Genomic DNA, 18565 nt, shown 5'->3' with positions numbered 1-18565 from the left:
TTAAGTTTATAGGTTTACCTCAATCTATCCACAGATTTTACAAGATCTTCATCCTTTTTGATGGCCTTATTAGCCAAGACTAATAATACGATAGCAACTACAGGTAGAAACATCCCAATACCTTTCTCTGAAACAGCGAGTGTTTCTCCAGATAAGTTTAGTGAACGATATACAAACAATCCTAATAAAATTAAATTTAATATTATGTTCAATCTGCCAATAACAAATTGATTTTGTCTTTTTTTATACGATACAATACTTAATAGAGTAAGCGTTGTGCTTAATCCAAACAAGATTACATAGACTTGGTCCTGCATGAATAAAAAATCACTACCATTGTTCATTGTCCATAAAGGAATGAAAAACGGTAAAATTCCTGTCACTACAAAAGCAAGAAATAAATAAATGGTTTGAATTCTTTGTATCATGGTTTGAATTTGTTCTACAAAAATATATTTTCTTTTTTATAAATGCTATTGTATGATAAAATTTTATTCGTATTATTGCATCATAATACCGTAAGCACTTCATACTGCGGTTGATTCAAAACAAAAAAGTTTACTACCTATCTTTACAATTTTCCAAAATAATTAAACTCATAGAACATTCATGTTTGATATTTCTGCATTAAAAGAAATGAAGCTATCTGAGCTTCAAGAAATAGCTAAATCAGCTAAAACCATAAAGTTTAACGGTGTAAAAAAAGATACTTTAATTAGTCAAATTTTAGAGCATCAAGTGGCTACTAACGTTGATTCAGCTTTAGATTCTAAAAAGGAAAATAATGTTGAAGACGATAAACCCAAAAGAGTCCGAATCGTTCCCGTAAAAAAAGTAGCGATACAAAAAGCGGTAAAAAATACTCTTTTTGAAAAAGAAGAAATTATAACAGAAATAAGTACTCCAGTTGAAGAAAATCTTCCTTCAGTTGAACCAACAACAAAAGAAGAGGATATTACTCCAATTGCAGAACAGCCAGTAGATGGGGAGAAAAAAGTAGGTAAAATTATTAAATTTAATAAATCAGCCTACGAAAAGAAAATTGCTTTAAAAAAGGATAAGGAAGAAGTAAAAGAAGCAGCCAAAGAGAATGTAGAGGTTGTAGATGCAGCCATTGAAGATAAAACGGAAGCTCCTGCTGCACCTGTTAAAAAGATAAATCCAAATCAATTACATAAACAGAATCCTAACCAAAACCCAAATCAAAACCCAAATCAAAACGGGAATGGAAATGGAAACGGGAATCAAAATCCAAATTTTAAAAATAAGAAAAGTAATTTTGCTGCTTCTGATTTTGAATTTGACGGAATTATAGAAAGTGAAGGTGTTCTTGAAATGATGCCTGATGGGTATGGTTTCTTGCGCTCTTCAGATTATAATTATTTGGCTTCACCTGATGATATTTATTTATCGACTTCTCAAATCAGATTGTTTGGACTTAAAACCGGAGATACAGTAAAAGGAGTGGTTCGTCCACCAAAAGAAGGGGAGAAGTTTTTCCCATTAGTACGCGTTTTAAAAATAAACGGACACGATCCTCAAGTGGTTCGTGATAGAGTTTCATTCGAACATTTAACACCTGTTTTTCCTTCAGAAAAATTCAAATTAGCCGAAAAACAAAGCACTATTTCAACACGAATTATCGATTTGTTTTCACCAATAGGAAAAGGACAACGTGGAATGATTGTGGCGCAACCTAAAACCGGTAAAACGATGTTGCTTAAGGAAATTGCCAATGCTATTGCGGCAAATCATCCTGAAGTGTATTTAATTGTTTTATTGATTGATGAACGCCCGGAAGAGGTTACTGATATGCAACGTAGTGTGCGTGGTGAAGTAATTGCTTCTACTTTTGACAGAGAACCACAAGAGCATGTGAAAATTGCAAATATCGTACTTGAAAAAGCTAAACGATTGGTAGAATGTGGTCACGATGTAGTGATTCTATTAGATTCGATTACGCGTTTGGCAAGAGCTTATAATACAGTACAACCGGCGTCAGGAAAAGTATTAAGTGGAGGTGTGGATGCGAATGCATTGCAAAAACCAAAACGTTTCTTTGGAGCTGCCCGTAATGTAGAAAATGGTGGTTCATTAAGTATTATCGCTACTGCATTGACTGAAACTGGTTCGAAAATGGACGAAGTTATCTTCGAAGAATTTAAAGGTACTGGTAATATGGAATTGCAATTGGATAGAAAAATTGCTAACAAACGTATTTTCCCGGCTATCGATTTGACTTCTTCAAGTACAAGACGTGATGATATGTTATTGGATCAAAAAACATTGCAAAGAATGTGGATTATGCGAAAATACCTTTCGGATATGAATCCAGTGGAAGCGATGGATTTCATCAATGATCGTTTCAAGAAAACGAAGAATAATGAGGAGTTTTTAATCTCAATGAATGATTAAGAAGATTAAAAGAGAATATAATAAAGAACATAGATAAAACGCATAAAAAAATCCTCGATTTGTTCGAGGATTTTTTTTGTGAATTATGGAGTCTAAAATCTATATTCTATTCTATTTCTTTCTGTACTCTTTTTTCTTTCTGTTCTGAGTTTTCTTTTCTTTCTAACAAAGCCATGTAGAATCCATCAAAACCAGATTCTGAGGCCAGGATTTTTTGGTCTTTCACAAAGTTGAATTGTTTGCCAATGTCAGTAGTTAAGAAACGAGCGATTTGTTCTTGATTTTCTGATGGTAATATAGAACAAGTAGCGTATACTAGTTTTCCTCCCGGTTTTACAATTTTGGAATAACTTTCTAAAACTTCCGATTGTACTTTACGGATGTTGTCGATAAATTCCGGTTTTAATTTCCATTTAGCATCCGGATTTCTTTTCAGTACTCCTAATCCGCTACAAGGTGCGTCAATTAAAACACGGTCTGCTTTTTCGTGTAATTTTTTGATGATTTTTGTAGAATCAATGATGCGGTATTCAATATTGAAAGCACCGTCTCTTTTGGCTCTGATTTTTAATTGCTTCAATTTGCTTTCATACAAATCCATAGCGATTAACTGTCCTTTGTTTTCCATTAAAGAAGCAATGTGCAATGTTTTTCCACCAGCTCCAGCACAGGTGTCAACGACACGCATTCCTGGTTTTACATCAAGGAAAGCAGCTACTAATTGGGAGTTGGCATCCTGAACTTCAAAGAAACCTTGTTTAAAAGCATCAGTTAAGAAAACATTAGCTCTTTCTTTTAACACTAAAGCATCAGGTTGGTTTTTCAACGTTTCTGTCTCAATGTTTAAATCCATCAAAATAGCGCGTAGCGCTTCTCTGGTTGTCTTAAGTGTATTTACTCTTAGAATTACCTTAGCAGGTTGGTTTTGAGCTGTAATTTCAGTTGCCCAAACTTTTTCTCCTAATTCTTTAACTCCTAACTCATCCATCCAGTCCGGAATAGATTCTTTTAAGGCTCTCACTTTTGAAAGTTCGTCAAAACGTCCTTTTATTTTTCTTTCTGGAGTTCCTTCCAGTTGACGCCAATCAGGAATAGGGTAGCCTCTTAGAACTGCCCATACAGAAAACATTCTCCAAAGATTGTCTCTGTCAAATGGTTCTTTTACTTCGGCTATTTCTGCGTATAATCTTTTCCAACGTACGATTTCGTAGATGGTTTCGGCAACAAATTTTCTGTCAGAGCTTCCCCAACGTTTGTCTTTTTTTAAGGATCGGGCTACCACTTTATCAGCATATTCGCCTTCATTAAATATGGCGTTCAAAGCATCGATGGTAGTATAAACTAAATTTCTGTGTAATCTCATTTTAAATAATTGAGGTGCAAAGGTACTATTAATTGATTGAATGTTATATTTTTAATAATGAATGTTGTTTTTTAATTTTTTGACATAAAAAAACACTGTTTTCAAAACAGTGTTTTTTATAAATTTTATTTAAAAAATCCTTATTTAACTCTAGTTAGACCAATATTTTCAGGAGCATGAAGCACCATTGGGAATTTTTCTATTTTAACAGAGCTACTGTCAAGACCAAAGGCTCTTTCTTCGGATAAACTTAGTTTTTTAATAAAGAAATAAGAATTCATGATTAATTTTTCATGCCATCTTAAATCACTGTCATTAGAAAGGAATTTTTCAGATAATACAAATTTGAAGTCACCAATAATATTGTTTTTATTCAAAGATTCATATCGACTGGTAATGTCCATTTCTCCTTTTTGTACCATGTCTTTAATTACTTCTTTAAACATCAAGTTTATCTTAGTAGGTTCTCTAAAGCCTAAATTGAAATCAACGCGATACAAATCATCTTTGACAATTTCGGTTACTTTATACTCTGTTTTATAAGGTTCCGTTAATATGTTTACGTGTACAAACCAATAAATATCAGCTCTTTTAGGTCTTTTTTGTAAAATAGAATACATTACTTTTTCTTCTATTTCATCAGTTCTGCCGGCATTAGTCATATAAACTAAATGGGTTGCATATTTTGGTATGGATAAATCAGCACTCAATTCAACAAGTACTTTTTTGTAATCTTCAATCTTAACAATTTTGGTGTAGCTTTTATTGATTTTCTTAGCCAAATACCAAATGGTCATAACAGATATTAATAGTGTTGCTATAAAAAGAGTTACATAGCCACCTTCTGCAAATTTTGTAATATTGGCTGCAAGAAAACTAAATTCAATAATTAGATAAATGGTAATTAATGGCATGATAAAATACAATTTTACTCTTTTCATTATTAAATAAAAATTCAGTAAAATAGTGGTCATTATCATACATAATATGATTGCCAATCCATAGGCATGTTCCATATTACTAGACTCTTCGAAGTGCAATACAATGCCCACACAACCAAAGAATAATAACCAGTTTATTGACGGAATATACAATTGTCCTTTTAATTCAGTTGGGTATTTTATTTTTACTTTTGGCCAAAAGTTCAATCTCATCGCTTCATTTATTAATGTAAATGAGCCGCTGATTAATGCTTGTGACGCAATTACTGCTGCAAGTGTAGCGATAATAATCCCTATAGGTTGAAACCAATCCGGCATGATGAGATAGAATGGGTTTCCATTTTTCCCGCCTAAACTTTGTAATGTTTCTCCTTCGTGATGGATTAAATAAGCGGCTTGTCCAAAATAATTAAGCACTAAAGCCGTTTTTACAAAAATCCAGCTAATTCTAATGTTTTTTCGACCGCAATGTCCCATGTCTGAATACAGTGCTTCAGCACCCGTTGTACAAAGAAATACAAAACCTAAAACAAAAAAACCTTCAGGATGAATGTATAATAAGTGATAGGCGTAGTATGGATTCAAGGCCTTGAAAACTTCAGTGTGTTGTGCGATTTGTATAGAGCCCAAAACGGCAAGCATACCAAACCAAAGCAGCATCATTGGAGCGAAAAACTTACCAACTAATTTGGTTCCAAACTGTTGAATTGCAAACAACACAAATAGAATTCCTATTACAATTGGGATTGTGTTTATATGAGGATAATAAGTTCTAATTCCTTCAACAGCAGAAGATACGGATATGGGGGGGGTTATGATTCCATCAGCGAGTAATGCACTTCCGCCAATAATCGCGGGGACTATTAGCCACTGAATTTTTGTTTTTTTGACTAAGGCATATAAAGCGAAAATTCCACCTTCGCCATGATTGTCAGCACTTAAAGTAATCAGGACGTATTTTATAGTAGTTTGTAACGTAAGAGTCCAAAATACAGCCGAAATGCCTCCTAAAACGACATCGGCATTAATAATATGATCACCAAGTATGGCTTTCATTACATATAAAGGTGAAGTTCCAATATCACCGTAAATTATTCCTAATGAAACTAATAACCCGCCTAATGTTAATTTAGTATGCAAGTCTTTGTGCGCTGCGCTCATGTAATATTTTTAAAAAACTCGTCAAATTTACTCTTTTTAAATAAATTAGAGCTGTTTATTTAATAAAATGACAAAAAAAAGCACGGTTGTTATAACCGTGCTTTTTTAAATTTATTATAGTGATTTTTAAGATCTTCTGTTGTCATTTCTTGATGAAGAATTCCCTCTTTGTTGTTCCATTCTTTGTGGAGCTGCTTCTCTTGAAGAGTTACCTCTTTGTTGTTCCATTCTTTGTGGAGCTGCTTGTGGAGCTGAATTTCCTCTATTTTGAGAATAATCTCTTTGTTGTTGCGCTCTTTGCGGAACGACTTCTCCAGAAGAATTTCCTCTGTTTTGAGAATAATCTCTTTGTTGTTGCGCTCTTTGTGGAACGGCTTCTCCAGAAGAATTTCCTCTGTTTTGAGAATAATCTCTTTGTTGTTGCGTTCTTTGCGGAACGGCTTCTCCAGAAGAATTTCCTCTGTTTTGAGAATAATCTCTTTGTTGTTGCGCTCTTTGCGGAACGGCTTCTCCAGAAGAATTTCCTCTGTTTTGAGAATAATCTCTTTGTTGTTGCACTCTTTGTGGAGTGGCATCATTTGATGAATTCCCTCTGTTTTGAGAATAGTCTCTTTGTGGTGTACCTTCTCTTGAAGGATTATTTCTGTTTTGAGAATAGTCTCTTTCTCTTTGTTGTCCCATTCTTTGTGAAGGGGCTTCTCTATAAGGATTAGTTCTGTTTTGAGAATATCCATTATCATTTCTTGATCCAACATTTCTTGACCCTCTTCTTTGCTCTAATTCATAACGATTTGTTACTTGTGCATTTCTTCTTGAAAAAGCATAATTTGGATGTTGTCTTTCATATCCATTGGAACGTCTGGAACTATATAATTCAATTGCTATGCTACTTCTTCTATTGTTTACATAATTGTAATTGTTATTTGCATTTAAGCAAATGTTGATATTGTTTCTATATCTGAATACAGGGAATGGGTTCCAAGTATAATAATAAGAAGGATAATAACCCCAATTCCATGTTGAATAATAAGGGCGGTAATTAGAAGCCCAAAATGAAGCATAAATAAGTGGAGTGTTATAATACACAGGTTCGTAAATGTAATTTTGACCATACATATACACATCTCCTACAACTTGTACATGAACATTGTTGTATCTGTCTTTCTCAACATCGATTGTAGCGACATCTTGGTATACATCTTGATCGATAACAGATTGTATGATAATGACGTGGGTTCTATTTTCTACGGATTCTATTACTCGTAAATAATCAACTTCATCATCGTTATTCAAATCTAAATTTGATATTTGAAGTTTTGGATCGTTCAATCGTCTTTCAAAATCCTGAAGATCTCTCGAATCTCCAAAAATGGATGCAACAGCTCGTAAATCTAAGTTGTCACTAATTTCAGTATTCATTGCATTTACTGTAGTTCTATCCTGCGCATTTATTTGTGTGGCGAAAACAGAAGTCAATAGACTTAAAAGGAGTAGTTTAGTTTTCATGATTAATGTTATTAAGTTTAATATTTTTTGATTATCCAATTACTGTGCCAATAAATAAAGTGGCTAGTTTGTATTTATATTTTTAATTGTAAATTAGCCTTTAAAATTTATATATAAATGAGAAGTTTTTTTTTAATTTCGATGAGTTTTGTTTTGTTTGTGTCTTGTAAAACAGTTGGTAATATTGGTATCGATGACAATAACATGGGTTTTAAAGCCGTTAAAATCGATACGTTATTTCAAGATAAAATAAGTATTAGGGCCATTTTAATTGATGCAAATAAAATTTGGTATGCTGCGGATAATTCCAGATTTGGTTTTTATGATTTGACTCAAAATAAGAAAAAGGAAAGCATTATTAGTAATGATAGTTTAAAGTTTGAATTCAGAAGTATTGCACAAACTTCGGAGGCTGTTTTTATTCTAAACGTTTCCAATCCTGCATTATTATATAAAATCGCCAAAGACGGTTCAGAAGTACGATTAGTGTATCAAGAAAATCATAAAAAAGTATTTTATGATAGTATGCAATTTTGGAATGATAAAGATGGAATAGCCATCGGTGATCCTATAGAGAATAGTCTTTCGGTTATAATTACTCGTGACGGCGGAAATTCATGGAATAAAATTGCATCGGATAAGTTGCCTAAAATAATTGATGGGGAAGCAGCTTTTGCGGCAAGCAATACTAATATTGTTATTAAAGGAAATAAAACCTGGATTGTTTCTGGTGGAAAAAAAGCAAGTGTTTTTTATTCATCTGATAAAGGAAATACTTGGAAAGTATATAACACACCAATAGTTCAAGGAAAAACTATGACAGGAATTTTTACGGCTGATTTTTACGATTCAAAAATTGGATTTATAGCTGGAGGGAATTATGAATTGCCAAACCAAAATTTCGGGAATAAAGCAGCTACAACTGATGGAGGTAAAACTTGGAAACTGCAAGCCGAGAGTCAAAGTTTTGGTTATGCTTCCTGCGTTCAATATGTTCCAAACAGTAATGGAAAGGAACTAGTTTCAGTGGGTGTATCCGGATTGTATTACTCATCGAATAGTGGTAAATTCTGGAAACAATTATCGGTAGATTCCAGTCTTTTTACGATTCGTTTTTTAGACAATCATACTGCAATTGCTGCTGGAAAAAACAAAATAGTTCGTATAAATTTTAAAAAATAAAACACCCTAAATAATAGTATGAACCATTAAATAGGGTGTTTTATTGAATTAATAAATCTTAATTTTATCTTCTCGGACCTTTGTCGCGGTATTGTTGCAATAGTTTTCTATTGAAATCTTCTTCGGATTTTCTTAGTTTTATGATTTTAGTCGCTGGAATAACTCCTTTAAGATTTGCGGTAAATTTTTTTCGTAAAAAAAATAATTCTTCATCATTGCTTTCCATTTGAGCAAGAAAAGCACTGGCTTCTTTTTCGGTCATTTTATCTAAACCTCCATCATCCATTCTTTTCATCAAAGTTTTCATTTTTTGATGTCTCAATTCAAATTGCTTGTCATCAAATGTGTTATAGAGGGGCCAAAATTTTTCAGCTTCACTTGTAGTCAAATCTAGTTCAGTAGTCAAGAAAGCCACTTTCAGCGCTTTTATTTGTTCCTTTTTTTCTTTCATTCTTTCGCCTTGAGCGTAAAAATTAAAAGATAATAGTAAAAGGAGTACGGGTAAAAATTTTTTAATGTTCATTTTTTTTATTTTTTTTATTCAATTTTAATAGAAAGAATTTGGATGTATATTTATTCTAATATAAGATGCTCTAAATTAGAGTTTGTAGCTAATATATCTTCTACAGTCTTGTCTTCCAGAACTACTGTTGTTTTCATTTTATTAATATCTTCGGGTTGTAATTCACTGATCAAATCGTATTGTGTCATATTAGATTGTTCGGTCAGATAATTTTCTAAAGTGGCTGAATCTAATTCTTTTGTTTTGGTAGAATACGTATTTAGAATTGGAATCATCAATGCAAGTATTAAAATAGCCGCTACCATCATAATTACAATTTTCTTTTTTTGAAAAATCGAAATTACTTTTGGTTCCTCTTTTGGCAATTGTTGTAAAACTTTTGCTGAAAAATTTTCAAAATAATGGTCTGGAGTTTTAAATCCAGATTCAATTTTTGGCTCGTTTTCTAATTTAAATGGTTTCATAATATTCATTAGACTTAATTAAACACAAAAGGTTTAATTTGTTGTTACAAATGCTTCAATTTTTTTGACTGCATGATGATAGGATGCTTTCAAAGCACCAACGGATGTGCCTAAAATCTCTGATATTTCCTCATATTTTAATTCCTGAAAATATTTCATTTTGAAAACTAATTGTTGCTTTTCAGGTAAAAAAGTTATGGCTTTTTGCAGTTTTATTTGAATTTCATTTCCATCAAAGAAAACATCAGCTTTTAGATTATCTATGGTTTTGTTTTGTAATGTTTCAGAAGAAATTCCGTTCGTTTTTGCTTTTTGATTCAAAAAAGTTAGTGCTTCATTAGTTGCAATACGATACATCCAAGAAAAAAGTTTGCTCTCGCCTTTGAAGTTTTTTAAATGTTGAAATACCTTTATAAACGTATTTTGCAAAACATCATCAGTATCATCATGACTCAATACTATATTACGAATATGATTGTATAACGGTTTTTGGTACTCTTGCAAGAGCTGTTGAAACGCTTCATTTTGCGTTTTTGGGTTCAATAGTTTTTGAATGAATTCCTTTTCCTCTTGCAAAGCTATTATTTATCAGTTAGAATGGAATTTATCAAATAGGTTTAATTAGAAGTAAAAAAATATTAAAATTCAGATTGTTCTTCTTCTTTTTTTGTCGGAGTTGTCTTTTTTACAATTGGTTCTGCTTTTATGACCGGTTTAGTTTTTACAACAGGATTCGTTTTTACGACAGCTTTAGTTTTTGTAATGGGTTCTGTTTTTGTAACTGGAATAGTATTTACTGCAGGTTCTGTTTTTATCGCTTCATCAGTTTTTATAACTGCGGGTTTGTAAATTTTTACTGCTTCCACTTTTGGTTTTATTGGATAATAAATTTCAGTAACCCATTTTGATGGATTTTTCACTTCGTTTTTACTGATTGAATAAATTTCAAGATGTGAAATTGTAGCGTCAGCTGCGAGACGATTAGTGTTAAGGTATTGTGTAGTTTTATCCAAAGCTTTATCTCTATGGGAATAATCACCCGTTAAAATCGTTTTTACGGCTTCAAACGCTTCTAATTTTCCCGAATAAAGATCACTTCCTTCACTTGTATAAATTTGATTTTTAATAGGTACACAAATAGATATTTTAGTAAGTTCATTTACAAGATTATAAGTGTGATAAATTATAAAAGGCTTTCCTGTAATTGCAAGATTATTTTTTTTACAAAAAGCTATAATTTTTGGAGCAACGATTTTAAAATTCTTAGAAACGTTAACCATTTTACTGGTGAAAGTTTGATGTAAATAAAACGTTTCCGGTTTTTTTACCAAACCTTCTACTTTTACTGAATAGGTATTTATTTCATAATCTAAGGTTTTATCTAAGTTGGCCAAACTTTTTTCGTACATGCCACCTATGATTTTTTCAACACCTCCATTAAAGGCAGTATAAATTTTGAAAATGAAACTCATTTTTCCTTTTGTTCGCCAAGTTACTTTTGTACCTCCAACAGTGTCTTTAAAACTCCAGAAAACATCGGATAAAGTTCCATTATAATTCATCTTTTGAGAAATACTGTCATTTTCTTTTACAAAAATTGTTTTCATATCACCACTGCCATCTTTTCCTTCCCAAGAATAAGATGCACCTTTTCCAATCGTGTTTTGAGGATAAGTTATTTTCATTTCAGGATTTTCAACAGCCCAAGAACCAAAATCGCCCCAATTTTTAAAATCATTTACATAATTAAATACTGCTGGTTTTGGAGAATTTATGATTTTACTCCTTTCTACGGTAAAATCTCCTTTTTGTGTAGCGATGAAAATGGATAATGCAACTAAGCTAAGTAATAGTAAAAGAAAGATATATTTTAAAATCCTCATAATGAATTGGCTGTTTATCTTGTAAAGTTAGAAATTTTATTAATATAGCAGAGTAACTATTAAAAAATATAAAACGGGGTTTTCAAGTTGATTGTAATTTTTAGATTTTTTTTTATTCATTATCGAAAGATTAAATTGAAATTCACTAAAAAAATAATTGTACTAATTTTTTTTAACATTATTGAAACTGGATTATAAGCGATGATTTTTATTATTTATTTAAAGAAAATGTATATTTGTTGAATAATAATTTATTAAACATCTAAATATCATTAATAATGAAATTACTTAAAATTATTGGAATTTTTATTACCCTTGCGGTTTCTGTTACTTGTAATGCGCAAGCAGCAAAAACTACCGAGAAAGCTCCTTTTGATTATGTTGTGGAGCAGTTTGCTGACATTAAAGTGTTGCGTTATCAAATTCCAGGCTGGGAAAATCTAACACTAAAAGAACAAAAATTAGTTTATTATTTAACACAAGCCGGAACTTCAGGACGTGATATAATGTGGGACCAACATTATAAATACAATTTAAAAATCAGAAAAGCATTAGAGAATATTTATAAAAATTATAAAGGGGATAAAACGGCTGAAGACTGGAAAAATTTTGAAATATACCTTAAAAGAGTTTGGTTTTCAAATGGAATTCACCATCATTATTCCAGTGATAAGATTAAGCCAGGATTTTCTGTTGCCTATTTTAACGGTTTGTTAAAAGCTACAAAAACAACTCTATCACCAACGATTGAAGCCATTATATTTAATAATGTCGATGCTAAAAGAGTTAACCTTGACGAATCTAAAGGCTTGTTGGAAGGTTCCGCTATTAACTTCTATGACAAAAGAATTTCATTAAAAGAAACGGAAAATTTCTACGCTAAAAAAACAAGCCCAGATCCTAAGAAACCGTATTCTTATGGCCTGAATTCTAAATTAGTTCGTAATGCAAAAGGGCAATTAACAGAAAAAGTTTGGAAAAGTGGTGGTATGTATGGGGTAGCAATTGATAAAATTATTTATTGGTTAGAAAAAGCCAAAACTGTTGCTGAAAATAAAAAACAAGGGGATGCTTTAGGATTATTGATCAGCTATTACAAAACTGGTAGTTTAAAAACATGGGATGATTATAATATTGCTTGGTTACATGCTACCGAAGGAAATATTGATTATATCAATGGTTTTATCGAAGTGTATAATGATCCATTAGGCTACAGAGGTTCTTATGAAGGGATTGTGCAGATAAAAGATTTTGACATGTCGGCAAAAATGGAAGTGGTTTCTAAAAATGCGCAATGGTTTGAAGATAATTCTCCGTTGATGCAAGAGCATAAAAAGAAAAACGTTGTTGGTGTTTCTTATAAAACAGTTATTGTAGCAGGAGAATCGGGTGATGCTTCACCAAGTACGCCTATTGGAGTAAATCTTCCAAATGCAGATTGGATCCGTGCGGAGCATGGTTCGAAATCAGTTTCTTTAGGAAATATTATCGATTCGTATGGTAAAGCTGCCGGGAAAGGAAAATTAGAGGAATTTGCAAATGATGAGCAAGAAATTGCATTGGCAAAAAAATATGGTGAAATAGGGGATAAGATGCATACTGCTTTACATGAAGTGGTGGGGCATGCCTCAGGACAAATTAATCCAGGTGTGGGAACTCCAAAAGAATCATTGAAAAGTTATGCTTCGACACTTGAGGAAGGTAGGGCAGATCTTGTTGGACTATATTATTTGTACAACCCAAAATTACAGGAATTGGGCTTAGTAGATGATTGGAAAAAACTAGGAATGGAGTCTTATGACAGTTATATCAGAAACGGATTGATGACTCAGTTAGTGCGTTTAGAATTGGGGGCTAATATTGAAGAAGCACACATGAGAAACCGTCAGTGGGTGAGTTCATGGGTTTTTGAAAAAGGGCAAAAGGATAATGTTATAGAGAAAATCACTCGTAACGGAAAAACGTATTTCAATATTACGGATTATGAAAAATTACACGACTTATTTGGACAATTATTAAGAGAAGTACAAAGAATCAAATCAGAAGGAGATTTTAATGCAGGCAAAGCATTAGTGGAAAATTATGGTGTGAAAGTAGATCAAAAACTGCATGCTGAAGTTTTAGAGCGTAATAAGCAATTCGCTTCGGCTGCTTATAGTGGGTTTGTAAACCCAGTATTGGTTCCAAAATTAGACAAAACGGGTAAAATTATTTCGATTGAAGTACAACAACCAAAAACATTTGCAGAACAAATGTTGAAATACTCTAAAAACTTTGGTTTTTTACCTTTAGAAAATTAGAAGTATAATTTCTAAAAAAAAAATGCCCACTTTTTTAGTGGGCATTTTTTTTATTGCAAAAAATAAAGGTCTTAACGTTTGAAAAATATTTTTATCATAAACAGAAGTCCAATAAAAATTAAGAAACCTATTAATATTTTGTAATTTCCCTTGTAATACTCTTTGTGTATCCCTAAATCTTTTCGGTAAGAATAAATTGCTGCAATAACAAAAGCAACAAAAAAACAGCCTGCAAATATTAATTGTCCCTGACTAAACATAGTTTAAATTATTTCGGGCAAATTTAGTTAATAGTTTAGAAATAGTTGCTAATTTGCCATTTCATTTAATAAAATAAAAAGATGCAAAAACAAATAGACTCCGTTAAAGAATTTCATACTGCATTTAAAATAGGTCACAAAGAAATTCCAACAGCAGATTTAGGCGAAAATAAACATACACTTCGTTATAATTTAATGAAAGAAGAAAATGAAGAATATCTGGAAGCTGTTCAAAACAATGATTTAATAGAAATTGCAGATGCGCTTGGTGATATGATGTATATTTTATGTGGAACTATTATAGAACACGGCTTACAACATAAAATTGAAGCAGTTTTTGATGAAATCCAACGCAGTAATATGAGTAAGTTAGACGAAGATGGAAAACCTATTTATCGTGAAGATGGAAAAGTAATGAAAGGACCTAATTATTTTAAACCGGATTTTTCGAAAATATTGGGGATATAATTGGTTTAAGATTGCAGCTCAAATAAGACATAAAAAAAGCGATTTTCACATTGAAAATCGCTTTTTTATATATGTTAATCTGAAATCTGAAAATTACACTTTAACAGTCCATCCAAAAGTATCTTCAGCCAATTTATTTTGAATATTGGTCAATTTATCTTTTAGTTGTAATGCTATTGGATTTTCAAGTTTTGGTAATTCATAATAAACATCTTGATAAGAGAATCCAGAAATAGGACTAACTACTGCAGCTGTTCCAGCTCCAAAAATTTCTTTTAACGTTCCGTTTTTAGAAGCTTCAACAAGTTCAGAAACTAAAACTGGACGAACGTCTACATTTATACCTTCGCTTTTAGCTAAATCAATCAAGGTTTTTCTAGTTACACCATCAAGAATTCTTTCGCTAACTGGAGCAGTCAATAAAGTATCATTGATTCTGAAAAACACGTTCATTGTGCCCGCTTCTTCTAATTTGGTATGCGTTGCATCATCAGTCCAAATTACTTGTTGGAATCCTTCTTTATTAGCTAAGTTAGTAGGGTAAAATTGTGCAGCATAATTTCCAGCCGCTTTTGCAGCTCCAATTCCACCATTTGCAGCTCTACTAAAATGCTCTGCAATAAGTACTTTTACATCACCAGAATAATAAGCAGATACAGGAGATAAAATAATCATAAATTTATAATCATCTGACGGATTTGCAATTACTCCAGTACCTGTAGCAATCATAAACGGTCTAATGTACATGGAATTTCCTTTTCCTTTTTTTACCCACGCTTCATCTAATTGTAACAATTGATTTAAACCATTCATAAACACTTCTTCAGGAACTTCTGGCATAGCCATTCTTACTGCTGAAGTATTGAAACGCTTATAGTTTTCATCAGGTCTAAAAAGCCAAATGTCATTATTGTCATCTTTGTATGCTTTCATTCCTTCAAAAATAGCTTGGCCATAATGAAAAACTCTTGTAGATGGGTCTAACAAAAAAGGTGCGTAAGGCTTAATGACCGGTTTTTGCCATTCACCATTTTTAAAATCACATTCGAATAAATGATCTGTAAAAACAGAACCAAAGCTTAAGTTTTCAAAATCTACTTCATTTATCTTTGAAGTAGGAGCTTTAATTATTTCAATTTTGCTAGTTTGAGTTGTACTCATAATAAGGTATTGTTTATTTTTATTTTTTATAAGTGATATGCTAGAGTATTAAAATCGTTCGTTTTTTACAAAACGAAGTTTAATGTTTGCAAAATTAAATAAAAATCACTGAAATACTTATGATTATTCCATTAATTATAGCATTTAACTGTGATTTATTTATATTTTAAAAAATGGAAATAAATAGAGCCAATTTATATGAAATTTATAAAAAATATAGATTTTTTGAGACTATTACATTTTAGTTTTGATTAAATTTGACCATCTGGGACAACTATAAAACAAAGAATAACCTCAAATTATAATTTTGAAAAGAGAAATAATCCAAACACTCGACGGTTCTACAACGATTCATTTACAGGAATGGGATGAATGTTATCATTCTAAACACGGAGCAATTCAGGAAGCGCAGCATGTTTTTATCAAAAATGGGCTGTCTTTATTTCAAAACAAGCAAATTTCAATTTTAGAAATTGGTTTTGGAACTGGTTTGAATGCATTTATTACTTTTTTGGAAGCATCCAAAATGAATCAATCAATCGATTATGTGGGAGTGGAGGCCTATCCAATATCAGCAGAGGAAGTTGTATCGATGAATTATGTTGATGAACTGAATGCCAGTAATGAAAGGCCTGTATTTAAAAAAATGCATGAAAGTAATTGGGAAGAAAAGATTGTTTTAAGGGATGATTTTACTTTAACTAAAAGGAAACAATTTTTTGAAGAAATAGATGATTTTGAAAAATTTGACTTGATCTATTTTGATGCTTTTGGTTATCGGGTTCAGCCTGAATTATGGAGTACAGCCATTTTTAAAAAAATGTATAACGCGCTTAAGCCCAATAGTGTACTGGTTACTTATGCTGCGCGAGGAGTAGTTAAAAGGAGTATGATAGAAGTAGGTTTTACAGTGGAGAAATTAGCAGGGCCTCCGGGAAAAAGAGAAATGTTTCGTGCTAAAAAGAAATAGAAAAATTTAAATTTTGTGTTTAAAAATATACTTTCTTTTGAATAAAATAAAATACAAAAAAGAACGTTAATTTGTTATGTTGTGTATTTTAAAAATGTACTTTTACAATAGTTAATAAAAATTGATAACCCAAATCTTAATTTATTATGTCGAAAATTATGTTCGATTACACAAAATCAGTGCTTGAAAGAGTAAGTTTTGACCCGATGCTTTTTTGCAAAGAATTAGAAAAAGCAATTAAAACATTATTACCATACGAAATGGAGCAATTACGAGAATGGTTACTAAGTTTTACAATTGGAAAACCAGAATTAAAACAATGTTTGCTTATCGTTAATTCATAAAAAAAAAGGAACCTAAATTGGTTCCTTTTTTTATTTTTTTTGAAGTGGACTTATAATTTGTACATTTTGAAAAACGATTGCACCTTTTATAACACCTGCAATTGTACTTCTTAATGCGTCAATTATTTGAATTTTTAATTCGCTTTTAGGGAAAATTAAACTAACCTCTCTTGCTGGTTTTGGTTCCTTAAATTGGCGTAGTTTTATTTTGTCTGAGTCCTTTAAATCTAATGTGTGTAAATAAGGCAGTAATGTTGTTCCCAAACCTTCATCAGCCAATTTTATTAAAGTTTCAAAGCTTCCGCTTTCTATCTGGAAATGATTGATTTCATTTCTCCCTCCTGCATTTTTACACAAGTTTAATATTCCATCGCGAAAACAGTGTCCATCTTGTAATAATAGGATTTCATCTAAGTTTAAATCAGAGACTTCAATTTCTTCTTTTTGAAAATTATGATGACTTTCCGGTATGTAAGCGACAAAAGGTTCAAAGTATAGAACAATTTCCTTGATTTTTTCTTCCATTAAAGGCGTTGCCGCAATCGCCGCATCAAGATGACCGTTATTGAGTTTTGTGATAATTTCTTCGGTGTTTAACTCTTCGATTATGAGTTTTACTTTTGGGTATTTTTTGATAAAATTATTCAGGAACATCGGTAATAGTGTAGGCATGATAGTAGGGATTATTCCTAATCTGAACTCGCCTCCAATAAATCCCTTTTGTTGCTCTACAATATCTTGAATTCTATCAGCCTCATTAACAATGTTTTTAGCCTGATTTACAATTTTTTGTCCAATATCTGTAAGCTGAATTGGCTTTTTTGTTCTGTCAAATATTTGAATGCTTAATTCTTCCTCTATTTTCTGAATTTGCATACTCAAGGTAGGCTGAGTTACAAAACATTTTTCGGCAGCAAGAGTGAAGTTTTTATGCTCGGCTACAGCCAAAACATATTTTAGTTGAGTGATTGTCATTTTTTATAGTAATATCTGATGCAAATATAAAAACAATCAATTTAACTTATAGTACAAAGCGTTATTTTCTTATCTAAATTTGTTCAAAATAAAAATTATGAAAACAAATATTTTAGGATTACCCATTAAAGAATCGGAATTAATTGTAACGGAATTGAACATATTGCTTTCTAATTTTCAGGTTTACTACCAAAATTTAAGAGGAATTCACTGGAATATCCGTGGCAAACGTTTCTTTGACTTGCATATAAAATTTGAAGAATTATACAACGACTCCCAATTGAAGATTGATATGATTGCTGAACGTGTTCTTACTCTTGGAGGAACTCCGCTTCATACTTTTGAAGATTATATTAAAAACAATCAATTAACTATTGGAAAAAATATTTCTATTGATGAGAAAGCGATCCATTTAATTGTAAACTCACTGTCTTATTTGCTAAAAATAGAAAGAGAAATTTTAATTAAGTCTTCTGAAATTAATGATGAAGGAACGAATTCTATGATGAGTGATTTTATTGCTGAGCAAGAAAAAACCATCTGGATGATGCAAGCTTGGTTAGAAGAAGAATTGTAACAATACTAGAGTTTATGTGAAATAATCAATAAAACTGGCAATGATTTTTTTTTAGCAAATAAAACCATTAAT

At 31.6% G+C, this 18565-nt stretch carries 17 protein-coding genes; 7 read left to right on the top strand and 10 right to left on the bottom strand.

Translation table 11 applies throughout. The features are described from left to right. Positions 1-14: 14 nt before the first annotated feature. On the bottom strand, positions 15-428 hold the full coding sequence (locus ACM55H_RS06095) for a DUF4293 domain-containing protein (RefSeq protein ID WP_416835667.1): 414 nt from the start codon (positions 426-428) through the stop codon (positions 15-17). Between the two features lie 181 nt (positions 429-609). On the opposite strand from ACM55H_RS06095, the gene rho reads away from it, so the two are divergent. Then, positions 610-2415 carry a transcription termination factor Rho gene (gene rho, locus ACM55H_RS06090; protein WP_416835666.1) on the top strand — a complete coding sequence of 602 codons (1806 nt, stop codon included), beginning with the start codon at positions 610-612 and terminating at the stop codon, positions 2413-2415. 106 nt (positions 2416-2521) lie between these two features. Here rho and ACM55H_RS06085 read toward each other — a convergent pair whose 3' ends face one another. From ACM55H_RS06085 to ACM55H_RS06075, 3 genes are all read right to left on the bottom strand, one after another. After that, the gene (locus tag ACM55H_RS06085; protein WP_416835665.1) at positions 2522-3778 is read right to left on the bottom strand and encodes an RsmB/NOP family class I SAM-dependent RNA methyltransferase; all 1257 of its coding nucleotides are present in this window, start codon (positions 3776-3778) and stop codon (positions 2522-2524) included. 140 nt (positions 3779-3918) lie between these two features. Beyond that, the gene (locus tag ACM55H_RS06080; protein ID WP_416835664.1) at positions 3919-5880 is read right to left on the bottom strand and encodes a KUP/HAK/KT family potassium transporter; all 1962 of its coding nucleotides are present in this window, start codon (positions 5878-5880) and stop codon (positions 3919-3921) included. Between the two features lie 126 nt (positions 5881-6006). After that, positions 6007-7386 carry a hypothetical protein gene (locus tag ACM55H_RS06075; RefSeq protein ID WP_416835663.1) on the bottom strand — a complete coding sequence of 460 codons (1380 nt, stop codon included), beginning with the start codon at positions 7384-7386 and terminating at the stop codon, positions 6007-6009. A gap of 117 nt (positions 7387-7503) precedes the next feature. Here ACM55H_RS06075 and ACM55H_RS06070 point away from each other — a divergent pair, with 117 nt between their 5' ends. Continuing rightward, complete coding sequence (locus ACM55H_RS06070; protein WP_416835662.1) at positions 7504-8568, top strand: WD40/YVTN/BNR-like repeat-containing protein; 1065 nt, start codon at positions 7504-7506, stop codon at positions 8566-8568. Positions 8569-8632: 64 nt separating this feature from the next. Here the strand turns inward: ACM55H_RS06070 and ACM55H_RS06065 are convergent, their stop codons facing one another. From ACM55H_RS06065 to ACM55H_RS06050, 4 genes are all read right to left on the bottom strand, one after another. After that, positions 8633-9091, bottom strand: coding sequence for a sensor of ECF-type sigma factor (locus tag ACM55H_RS06065; RefSeq protein WP_416835661.1), 459 nt, complete (start codon positions 9089-9091; stop codon positions 8633-8635). Positions 9092-9141: 50 nt separating this feature from the next. Next, positions 9142-9555, bottom strand: a complete 414-nt coding sequence (locus ACM55H_RS06060; RefSeq protein ID WP_416835660.1) for a hypothetical protein — start codon at positions 9553-9555, stop codon at positions 9142-9144. 33 nt (positions 9556-9588) lie between these two features. Then, complete coding sequence (locus ACM55H_RS06055) at positions 9589-10131, bottom strand: RNA polymerase sigma factor (RefSeq protein WP_416835659.1); 543 nt, start codon at positions 10129-10131, stop codon at positions 9589-9591. 62 nt (positions 10132-10193) lie between these two features. After that, positions 10194-11438: an SRPBCC family protein gene (locus ACM55H_RS06050; protein WP_416835658.1), complete on the bottom strand. Its 1245-nt coding sequence runs from the start codon at positions 11436-11438 to the stop codon at positions 10194-10196. Between the two features lie 278 nt (positions 11439-11716). On the opposite strand from ACM55H_RS06050, the gene ACM55H_RS06045 reads away from it, so the two are divergent. Both ACM55H_RS06045 and ACM55H_RS06040 read left to right on the top strand, forming a co-directional pair. Then, positions 11717-13738: a dipeptidyl-peptidase 3 family protein gene (locus tag ACM55H_RS06045; protein ID WP_416835657.1), complete on the top strand. Its 2022-nt coding sequence runs from the start codon at positions 11717-11719 to the stop codon at positions 13736-13738. A 341-nt stretch (positions 13739-14079) separates the two neighbouring features. Next, positions 14080-14466, top strand: coding sequence for a pyrophosphohydrolase domain-containing protein (locus tag ACM55H_RS06040; RefSeq protein ID WP_416835656.1), 387 nt, complete (start codon positions 14080-14082; stop codon positions 14464-14466). Between the two features lie 93 nt (positions 14467-14559). Here ACM55H_RS06040 and ACM55H_RS06035 read toward each other — a convergent pair whose 3' ends face one another. Continuing rightward, positions 14560-15627, bottom strand: a complete 1068-nt coding sequence (locus tag ACM55H_RS06035) for a branched-chain amino acid aminotransferase (protein WP_416835655.1) — start codon at positions 15625-15627, stop codon at positions 14560-14562. Between the two features lie 307 nt (positions 15628-15934). On the opposite strand from ACM55H_RS06035, the gene mnmC2 reads away from it, so the two are divergent. Together mnmC2 and ACM55H_RS06025 are read left to right on the top strand one after the other, a co-directional pair. Further along, a complete protein-coding gene (mnmC2, locus tag ACM55H_RS06030; protein ID WP_416835654.1) occupies positions 15935-16597 on the top strand; it encodes a tRNA (5-methylaminomethyl-2-thiouridine)(34)-methyltransferase MnmC2 in 663 nt (220 codons plus the stop codon). A 146-nt stretch (positions 16598-16743) separates the two neighbouring features. Next, positions 16744-16941 carry a hypothetical protein gene (locus ACM55H_RS06025; protein ID WP_416835653.1) on the top strand — a complete coding sequence of 66 codons (198 nt, stop codon included), beginning with the start codon at positions 16744-16746 and terminating at the stop codon, positions 16939-16941. Positions 16942-16971: 30 nt separating this feature from the next. Here ACM55H_RS06025 and ACM55H_RS06020 read toward each other — a convergent pair whose 3' ends face one another. Continuing rightward, a complete protein-coding gene (locus ACM55H_RS06020; RefSeq protein WP_416835652.1) occupies positions 16972-17916 on the bottom strand; it encodes a LysR substrate-binding domain-containing protein in 945 nt (314 codons plus the stop codon). 97 nt (positions 17917-18013) lie between these two features. Here ACM55H_RS06020 and ACM55H_RS06015 point away from each other — a divergent pair, with 97 nt between their 5' ends. Further along, positions 18014-18493, top strand: a complete 480-nt coding sequence (locus ACM55H_RS06015; protein WP_416835651.1) for a Dps family protein — start codon at positions 18014-18016, stop codon at positions 18491-18493. Positions 18494-18565: the final 72 nt, after the last annotated feature.

The sequence above is a fragment of the Flavobacterium cryoconiti genome, assembly GCF_048158645.1.
Taxonomy (GTDB): Bacteria; Bacteroidota; Bacteroidia; order Flavobacteriales; family Flavobacteriaceae; genus Flavobacterium; species Flavobacterium cryoconiti.
This window is presented reverse-complemented; position numbering and strand designations above follow the sequence as displayed.

Bases quoted from the DNA above. Each gene is read 5' to 3' on its own strand.
- ACM55H_RS06095 (WP_416835667.1), bottom strand. From the start codon at position 428: ATGATACAAAGAATTCAAACCATTTATTTATTTCTTGCTTTTGTAGTG.
- rho (WP_416835666.1), top strand. From the start codon at position 610: ATGTTTGATATTTCTGCATTAAAAGAAATGAAGCTATCTGAGCTTCAA.
- ACM55H_RS06085 (WP_416835665.1), bottom strand. From the start codon at position 3,778: ATGAGATTACACAGAAATTTAGTTTATACTACCATCGATGCTTTGAAC.
- ACM55H_RS06080 (WP_416835664.1), bottom strand. From the start codon at position 5,880: ATGAGCGCAGCGCACAAAGACTTGCATACTAAATTAACATTAGGCGGG.
- ACM55H_RS06075 (WP_416835663.1), bottom strand. From the start codon at position 7,386: ATGAAAACTAAACTACTCCTTTTAAGTCTATTGACTTCTGTTTTCGCC.
- ACM55H_RS06070 (WP_416835662.1), top strand. From the start codon at position 7,504: ATGAGAAGTTTTTTTTTAATTTCGATGAGTTTTGTTTTGTTTGTGTCT.
- ACM55H_RS06065 (WP_416835661.1), bottom strand. From the start codon at position 9,091: ATGAACATTAAAAAATTTTTACCCGTACTCCTTTTACTATTATCTTTT.
- ACM55H_RS06060 (WP_416835660.1), bottom strand. From the start codon at position 9,555: ATGAAACCATTTAAATTAGAAAACGAGCCAAAAATTGAATCTGGATTT.
- ACM55H_RS06050 (WP_416835658.1), bottom strand. From the start codon at position 11,438: ATGAGGATTTTAAAATATATCTTTCTTTTACTATTACTTAGCTTAGTT.
- ACM55H_RS06045 (WP_416835657.1), top strand. From the start codon at position 11,717: ATGAAATTACTTAAAATTATTGGAATTTTTATTACCCTTGCGGTTTCT.
- ACM55H_RS06040 (WP_416835656.1), top strand. From the start codon at position 14,080: ATGCAAAAACAAATAGACTCCGTTAAAGAATTTCATACTGCATTTAAA.
- ACM55H_RS06035 (WP_416835655.1), bottom strand. From the start codon at position 15,627: ATGAGTACAACTCAAACTAGCAAAATTGAAATAATTAAAGCTCCTACT.
- ACM55H_RS06025 (WP_416835653.1), top strand. From the start codon at position 16,744: ATGTCGAAAATTATGTTCGATTACACAAAATCAGTGCTTGAAAGAGTA.
- ACM55H_RS06020 (WP_416835652.1), bottom strand. From the start codon at position 17,916: ATGACAATCACTCAACTAAAATATGTTTTGGCTGTAGCCGAGCATAAA.
- ACM55H_RS06015 (WP_416835651.1), top strand. From the start codon at position 18,014: ATGAAAACAAATATTTTAGGATTACCCATTAAAGAATCGGAATTAATT.